Origin of the sequence: Sphingobium sp. 3R8, from assembly GCF_020166615.1 — a bacterium.
In the GTDB taxonomy this organism is placed as follows: Bacteria; Pseudomonadota; Alphaproteobacteria; order Sphingomonadales; family Sphingomonadaceae; genus Sphingobium; species Sphingobium bisphenolicum.
The window spans coordinates 69591-77160 of the sequence record NZ_JAIQXR010000023.1; the positions used below are offsets into that span (position 1 = coordinate 69591).

General features: G+C 66.5%; 5 protein-coding genes. 1 reads left to right on the plus strand and 4 read right to left on the minus strand.

What is annotated here, in order from left to right; translation table 11 throughout:
- Positions 1 to 3 precede the first annotated feature (3 nt).
- The 4 genes from mprF to K9B33_RS23090 all read right to left on the minus strand — a co-directional run bounded on the left by mprF (position 4) and on the right by K9B33_RS23090 (position 7005).
- Positions 4 to 2610 carry a bifunctional lysylphosphatidylglycerol flippase/synthetase MprF gene (gene mprF, locus K9B33_RS19140; protein WP_224550660.1) on the minus strand — a complete coding sequence of 869 codons (2607 nt, stop codon included), beginning with the start codon at positions 2608 to 2610 and terminating at the stop codon, positions 4 to 6.
- A complete protein-coding gene (locus K9B33_RS19145; protein ID WP_224550661.1) occupies positions 2607 to 3338 on the minus strand; it encodes a virulence factor in 732 nt (243 codons plus the stop codon). The genes mprF and K9B33_RS19145 overlap by 4 nt, the downstream gene beginning before the upstream one ends.
- Positions 3335 to 6712: a glycosyltransferase gene (locus K9B33_RS19150; RefSeq protein ID WP_224550662.1), complete on the minus strand. Its 3378-nt coding sequence runs from the start codon at positions 6710 to 6712 to the stop codon at positions 3335 to 3337. The genes K9B33_RS19145 and K9B33_RS19150 overlap by 4 nt, the downstream gene beginning before the upstream one ends.
- 161 nt (positions 6713 to 6873) lie before the next feature.
- Positions 6874 to 7005: a hypothetical protein gene (locus K9B33_RS23090; RefSeq protein WP_263499644.1), complete on the minus strand. Its 132-nt coding sequence runs from the start codon at positions 7003 to 7005 to the stop codon at positions 6874 to 6876.
- Between the two features lie 225 nt (positions 7006 to 7230).
- Here K9B33_RS23090 and K9B33_RS19155 point away from each other — a divergent pair, with 225 nt between their 5' ends.
- Positions 7231 to 7518 (plus strand): ATP-binding protein, encoded by a 288-nt coding sequence (locus K9B33_RS19155; RefSeq protein WP_318011155.1) that lies wholly within the window; start codon positions 7231 to 7233, stop codon positions 7516 to 7518.
- Positions 7519 to 7570: the final 52 nt, after the last annotated feature.

The window sequence follows — 7570 nt, forward strand, 5'->3', positions numbered from 1 at the left end:
TCCTCATTTCCCGATCACCGCCGGATCAGCCCCACGCATCCGGGCGGCCATGCTGCCTCGTCCGCCGCCGATCAGCCGTTGCAGGTCCACCATCGCCCGCGCCAGCGAAACGCCCTGCGGCCCCGCGATGAAACGCGGTTCCCAGGTCGGCGCGAACTTCGCCTTATAGGCCCGCAATCCGCCAAAGCCATAGAAGGCGTCGCCATGGCGGTAGAGGAAGGCGGCCGCCTTGACCCAGAGCGGGGAAAGGCGACGCGCATCCAGCCCCGACAGCGGCGCAAGGCCAAGGGTGAACCAGCGATAGCCCCTGCCCTGGCCCCAGAGCAGCAGACTGGTGAAGATGAAGTCCATCACGCCGGGCGGCGCGCCGGCGCTATGTCGCATCAGGTCTACCGACAATTCCCGGCCATCCGCCGTCGCCCAGATATTGGCGAAAGCGACGATCCGCCCGCCGCAACGCACGACGGCGCAATCGAAGCGCGTCATATAGGCGTCGTCGAACCGGCCGACGCTGAAGCTCTTTTCGGTTGCGCCCTTCGCCGCGAGCCAGTCGTCGGACACGGCGCGCAGGGCGGGCAACAGGGCGGGAACGTCTGCCGCCGCCACGATATCGAACAGTGCGCCATCGCGCGCGGTCCGGCGAACGGCATGGCGCAGGGGACGCGCCTGCGGTCCTTCCAGGGTGAAGCCGTTCAGGTCGATCCTCGCCTCCTCGCCATATTTGACGATGGAGAGGCCGAGGTCGATTGCCAGCGGCAGGGATTCCAGACTGAGTTGATAGAGGAGCAGGCGGCCCTGTGCCGCGTCGGCCCGTTCCCGCATCCGCCAGAGGAGATCGGGCCATTCCACCGGGTCGCCGACCGGATCGCCCATGACGATCCAGCTATGCCCCTGGACCTGGTACATGAGGAAGGCGCGGCCCGACGGAGATGTCAGGAATTTCTTGTCACCGGTCAGCGCCAGAAAAGCATCGGTCCGGGTAGCCAAGGAGAGCGCAGCGTCGCCGGGCGGATCGGATGGTGATTCGTCCCATATATCGCGGGCGGGACGCAGTAGCGCCCACAGTGCCGCGCCGACCAGCACGACGCCCGCCGCCAACGCGGCACGCAGGAAACGGGATGCATCCCGATGGCGTCCAAATTGCCACCACAGGTCGCCTTGATAGTCGACATGGCGATAGGCGATGAAGCCGATCCAGATGGACAGGCCGACGGCGAGGCCCAGCGTCGCAATCCATCCGGGGGTCAATATGGCCGATGTCAGGCTGGTCCGGCGATAAAAGGCCGCATGGCTCCATTGCAACAGGGCGGCGATGACGAGCAGGATGGCAGCTTCTTCATAGTCCAGTCCCTTGAGGAGCGAGAAGATCGCGCCGGCGACCAGCAGCAGTCGGGTAAGCCAGAAAGCGCCGTCCAGCCGCCGGTACAGGCCCGACGCCAGCAGGATCAGCAGCGCCCCGATCATGCTAGCGGCCAGATGCGACGCTTCGACGAAGGGCATGGGGATGATGCCGGCCACCATGCGGAAGCGGCCCGGCACCGCCGGCAGCGAGCCGGAAATGAGCAGGATGGCGCCGCCCACCGCCACCAAAGCGGCGAGCATGATGGGCGCGATCGTCCGGGCAACGGTCTGCGCGCCGCTCGTGACGTTGCGCAGCGGCTGTCGCCAGGCGCGCCGCTCATGCGCGGCGATCAGGACGACCGCGACGAACAGCGGGATCAGATAATAGAGGATGCGATAGGCGATGAGCGCGGCGACCAGCGCCGGCCTGTCGATACGGGGTAGGCTGGCGACGATCACGCCTTCGAATATGCCGATGCCGCCGGGGACATGGCTGATCAGCGCGACGATGATCGCCAGTGCATAGCCCAGGAAGAAGGCCGGATAGAGCGCGGGCGACAGATGGGGGACAAGCACGAACAGCGCGGCGCTGGCGAAGGCCAGGTCGATACAGGCGATGCCGATCTGAGCCAGCGCCTGCGACCGGCTGGGCAACGTCAATGTCCAGCCGAACACATTGACCGGCCGCGTCGCGGATCGCAGCGCGGCCAGCAGCAGGATCGCGCCGCCGAGCAGCGTAGCGCCGATGGCGCGCTGGACCGGAGCGTCGATGGTGAAGCCGCCCAAGGTGAGGCCGGCGGGGTATAGCGTCATGCCCAAGGCCGTCAGTGTGAAAACGCCGCCCCAGAAGGCGAAGCTGGCCGACGCGATGATGCGGGCGACGTCGCCGGGACCTAGGCCGGCCGCGCCATAGATGCGCAGCCGCGCCGATCCGCCGGTGACCAGCGCCAGACCCAGATTATGGCTGAGCGTATAGCTGCAGAAGGACGCCAGCGCCGCCGTGCGCCAGCCGACGGCGCTGCCGATGATGCGCAGCGCCAGATGATCGTAGAGGGTGAGGGCGAGATAGCTGAGGCCGGTCAAAACCGCGGCTGCGATCATCGCGACCGGGGGAATGGCCTGGAAGGCGGCGCGGACGTCGCTCCACCGGATTTCGGCAAAGAGATGATCGAGCGCGATACATGCCAGCGCCGCCACCAGCAGCAACACAACGATGGCCAGGACCCGTCGATATTGGCTGATGCCGACGGGCAGCGCGATGTCGGTCATGATGCCGCGGCGTGCCAGCCGATCGCTCGGCCGATCGCCCCTGACAGAGCGGCGCTGACGGCATCGGCGTCATGATTAAGGGGATGGCCGCCGGGCAGTTGCAGTCGGGTGACATTGGACTGGCGCAAGGCCGGGCAAAGGCTGGCCGCCTCCTCAGCGCCGTGGATGCACAGCAATGGCACCCAACTCAGTCGCCGGGCGGCGGTCGCCGCGTCTTCTTCGGGTTCGTTGAAGGAGAAGATTTCGGATGGCGAGGCGCGCCACTGGCGAGTGGCGCCCGGCACGATCAGGCCGATGAACGCGATCCGTCGACGCAGCGTGGTGGGCACGTAGGGGAGCGACGGCGCGATGACGTCGGCGCCGAAGGACTGGCCCAGCAGCAGCAGGCGCGCCTTCGGATCGACGGCGATGGCGCGGCGCAATCCTTCGGCGATCATGGCACCCGCTTCTTCGGGCGTGCGGCGCGTGCGAAAGAAGCGCAGGCTGTTTTCGGTGACGACGGGGATGCCCCGGCGTGTCAGCCGCTCTGCGACATTTGGTCCCAGTCCCGCGTGAAACCCCATGTCGCCCGACAAATAGAGCGCCACCGCACGTGGCTGGCGCGGGTCGACCACACCTTTCGCAGGCAGCAGGTCGAACAGCGCCGCGTTGCCGATATAGCCGATATACCAAAGTGCCAGCAGCAGGGCGCAGGTCAGGCCGGCAAGCGCGGCGGTCGACCGGCTCATGCCGCATGGCTCCATGCGCTGTCGGCATGGGGCAGCGCGCTCGTCGTTTGTACTCGCCCGCTGCGCTCCAGCTTGCCCCATCCGACCCATGGCCCCAATATGGCGGTGGCGACGGCGCGTATGACGACGCTATACATGATCTGCCGATAGATGAAGCGCTGCGCTACCAGCAGAAGCGCCGGATAGCGTTGCTCGCGCGGCTCCAGACGATAGGCGACGGCCCCGCAGGCGACGTCGATCGCGGTGAAGGCGATCCAGTAGAGCGCCATGCGCAGCACGTCGCTTTGCGTCTGCGCCCAGCCATGCTGGTGGACGCGGAGCGCGGTGTCGAGCGCGCTGACCACCAGCGCCAGGTCGATGATCGGCGATACCAGCGCGAAGCCGATCTGGAACAGCCAGGCCTGGGGCAGGCCGACCCAGGCGAGGCCGGCCGGCTTGCGCTCGCGCCAGATGCTACGATGCTTCCACAGGCATTGCAGCGTGCCATAGGCCCAGCGAAAACGCTGTTTGGACAGCGCGCCGAAGCTTTCTGGGGCTTCGGTCCAGGCGACCGCTTCGGTGTCATAGGCGATGCGCCAGCCGGCCCGCTGCACCGCGATGGTCAAATCCTGATCCTCGGCCAGCGTGTCGAGCGGATAGCCGCCGACGGCGTCCAGCGCCGATCGCCGCCACGCGCCGACCGCGCCCGGAACCACCGTGATCGCGCCGAACCGGGCGAGTGCGCGCCGCTCCAGATTTTGCGCCGTCACATATTCTACCGCCTGCCAGCGGGTGACGAGGTTGATGCGGTTGCCGACCATCGCATTGCCGGCCACCGCGCCGACCGCCGGATCGGCGAACCAGCGGGCGAGGCGGGCGATGGTCAGCGGTTCGAACTGGGTGTCGGCGTCCAGCGCCACGATGATCGGCGCGCTGGCGATATCCAGCGCGCGGTTCAGCGCCGCCGCCTTGCCGCCATTGGTCAGGGTGAGCAGGCGCACACGCGCCTCGTCGGCGAAGCTATCGGCCACGATGCGGCTGGTCGCGTCCGTCGATCCGTCATCGACCACGATGACCTCCAGCCCGACCTGCTGGCTGGCTAGGACGCGCCGCACCGATGTTTCGATCACCTTGGCCTCGTTGAAGGCGGGGATGATGACGGACACAAAGATATCGGGCTGGCTGGCCGGCGGTGCGATCCGGTTGCGTGGCGACCGGCTGCCCAGCGCCAGCCCCGCCAGCATCAGCGCGCGGCCGATGCCGAACAGGATGACCGCGAAGAACAGCCATTTGAGCGTCACCGCGATCGCCGCCAGCACCAGGAATATGGCGACATCCACCCGCACCGCGGCCAGATCAGCCCCACGGACGGGCGGCATCACCTGCACAGGCGTCAGCCCGGCCAGCGCCGACACCGGCACGAAGCGATAGCCGCGCGCCGACAGCGTCTTGATGATGCGCGGCAGCGCCGCCACGGTTTGCGCCCTGTCGCCGCCGCTGTCGTGGAGCAGGATGATCTGCGCCGACCGGTCGGCGCTGCCGTCCTCGACCTGCGCGACGGTGCGCGCGACGATGGCGTCTGCGCCGGGGCGCGTCCAGTCGCCCGGATCGACATGAAGGCCGACATTGAGATAGCCCGCCTTCTGCGCCTCCAGCGCCGGGCCGATCTCGTCCGCCGTGGTCGGCTCCGCGTCGCCGAAATAGGGCGCGCGGAACAGGCGCATCGCCCGGCCGGTATAGGCTTCGACCAGCCGCTGCGTGCTGTTGAGTTCCAGCGACACGCCCCGATCCCAGACCTGCGCCAGATTGGGGTGAGTATAACTGTGATTGCCGATCTCGCTGCCCTGCGCGACGATCTGCCGCAACAGGCGGGGATGCATCATCGCATTTTCGCCGATGACGAAGAAGGTCGCGGGCACATGGGCCTTGCGCAATATGTCCAGGATCGGCGGCGTCCAGACCGGATCGGGACCATCGTCGAAGGTCAGCGCGACCTCATGCGGCCGATAGCCGGTGCGGCGGATGACATAGGGGGTGGGCAGGCTGGCGAAATGTTCGTCGGTGATAAGGCCGCTGGTGCGGCCCGACCCCATGACAATCGTGCGATGGCCGATGGTCGGCACATCGTCGATCCGCAATATCTCGCCATTGCCCTCGACATCGACCGAGTTGAAGCTGGTGAGCCGCCCGATCGCGGCGGGCGGCGTGGCCTTGCCTTGTTTGAGCGCGGCCCAGAAGCCGGGATCTTCCGATCCGAGCCGCCACAGGGCGACGCCTCCGGTCCCCGCCAGCCGCGCCGCGCGGACCTGATTCCAGCCGCTCGCGGCGTCCAGCATCCAGACATGGTGGACCTGCCCGTCCTGCTGATAATCGAAGCTGGCATTGCCTGACGCCGGATCGAAGCGGATCGCCGCACCGCTGTCATGCGCGGAGAGCCAGGCGTCTTCGATCGACAGCGTGTCGGCGTTTTTCACGCCATCGGTCCAGTCATAGGCATAATTGCCGATCGCGACGATCGTCTTGGTGGCCGGGACGACTTTCAGCGCGGCGTGGAGCCGTTGCACGAACCAGGGCTGGGCGGCGATCGGTCCGGCCGTGTCGCCGATATAATGCTGGTCATAGTCCATCAGGAATAGCCGGTCGGCCAGCCGGCCATAGCGGGCCAGATTCCAGCCGGCGTCATCGACCGGGACGGTCAGCGTCAGCAGCAGGTGGTGATCGTGCAGGATGGACGCCGCCTGACGGAGGAATGCGAGATAGTCGCCCTGCGCCCCCGCCGGCAGCGCCTCGAAATCGAAGACGACGCCGGCCGCATGCATTGCGCGCAACGCCGGGATGAGATGCTCGAGGAAGGCCGTGCGCGCGTGATGATCGTGCAGAAGCGCCGCCGTCCCGGCGCTGTCCCATGTGCCGTCGTCGACGTTCTGGACGACCGGCAGAATCTTGGGGCGGCGATGCGCCGCCCGCATGATCGCGGCAAAGGCGGGGTCGGCCGTCACCTTCAGCGGGTGGGTTGGGCCGGTGACCGACAGCAGGGCCGGGGCGATCCAGTCGATATGATCGACATGCTGCCGCAGCGAGGCGCGGCTGGCGTCGTCCCAAGGCACATAGAAGGCGGCCGTTACGGGATGAGCAGAAAGGATAGAGCGGCCGTGCGGCAACCATTGGGCAAAACCGGCGCGCAGCTTGGCGCTCAGATGACCTAGCTTCTGACCGATGCCTTCGGCGCGCGGGCGTTCCATCTGCAACGGAACGGCCGGCGGGGTGGGGACATCGACGATGGTGAGGGCGAAAGCCAGCGCGGCAAGCAGAATGGCGACCAGCATGATGAACAGCGCAGGCAGGGTGATGCGCCGCCGTCGCCCGCTGGCGTCGTAGAAGATCGGCCTTTGCATCGTTCATCCGTGCTTTGGAGAGGCGGCGCAACAGGGGAGGCGCCGCCTCTCGCTCCACGGTCGAGATAATGACCGCAGCCATTGATACGACAGGTCGAAGATCAGGAGGATGAGCGCTTCATTACAGTTTCTTCATGACGGATAGGCTGCCAGAGGTCCGGTCATTCCCTGGCTGTCTCGCTGCTCCAGACCGACCGAGGCCCCGACGCCGCCAGACTGGCGAGCTGGATGAATTCCTGCCGCCAATAATTGGACCGCACGCCTGCGCTATCCTCGCGGTTATATCGCACCATCTCCACCAGCCCGTTCGGTCGGACAGGCCGACATTGAAGTCGCCGTCGAGCTGCTGCAAGATCATGGAACCGACATGGCGTCCATCGACCGCGAGCGATTTCTGGCGAATATGGCTGCCGACGCAGAGCGATTGTCTCGTCTGGTGCGGCGGCTGATGGAATTGGCGCGGGCCGATGTGACGATAGGGGTCTAGGTTGGCCATCGATTCGGATGCGCTGGAGGTGGTGCTGACGATTCTAGGCGATAATGCGCAACAGGCTGGCGCGTCGCGTCTGGATATCGTTCTGGTCGTGCGGGAGGGTATCGCCTGCTTTGACCTTGTCGATGACGGGCCGGGCATTCCTCAGGGCGACCGAATCCGATTTTTCGATCCCTTCTTCACCAGCAAGCGCGATCGGGGTGGGACGGGGGTGGGCTGGCCATCGCCCGATCGCTGCTGGAGGGCTATCGCGGCGCGTTGCAATTGCTGTCTTCAGCCTGCGGCGCCCATTTTCGCATTCTCTGCCCGGTAGCCCCCGATATCGCTGCATGACATTTTTTTGAAAAAACCGTTTGACCGACTCA

Excerpts from the sequence above, each read along its gene's own strand:
- K9B33_RS23090 (WP_263499644.1), bottom strand. The coding sequence starts at position 7,005 with ATGGTGCGATATAACCGCGAGGATAGCGCAGGCGTGCGGTCCAATTAT.
- K9B33_RS19150 (WP_224550662.1), bottom strand. The coding sequence starts at position 6,712 with ATGCAAAGGCCGATCTTCTACGACGCCAGCGGGCGACGGCGGCGCATC.
- mprF (WP_224550660.1), bottom strand. The coding sequence starts at position 2,610 with ATGACCGACATCGCGCTGCCCGTCGGCATCAGCCAATATCGACGGGTC.
- K9B33_RS19145 (WP_224550661.1), bottom strand. The coding sequence starts at position 3,338 with ATGAGCCGGTCGACCGCCGCGCTTGCCGGCCTGACCTGCGCCCTGCTG.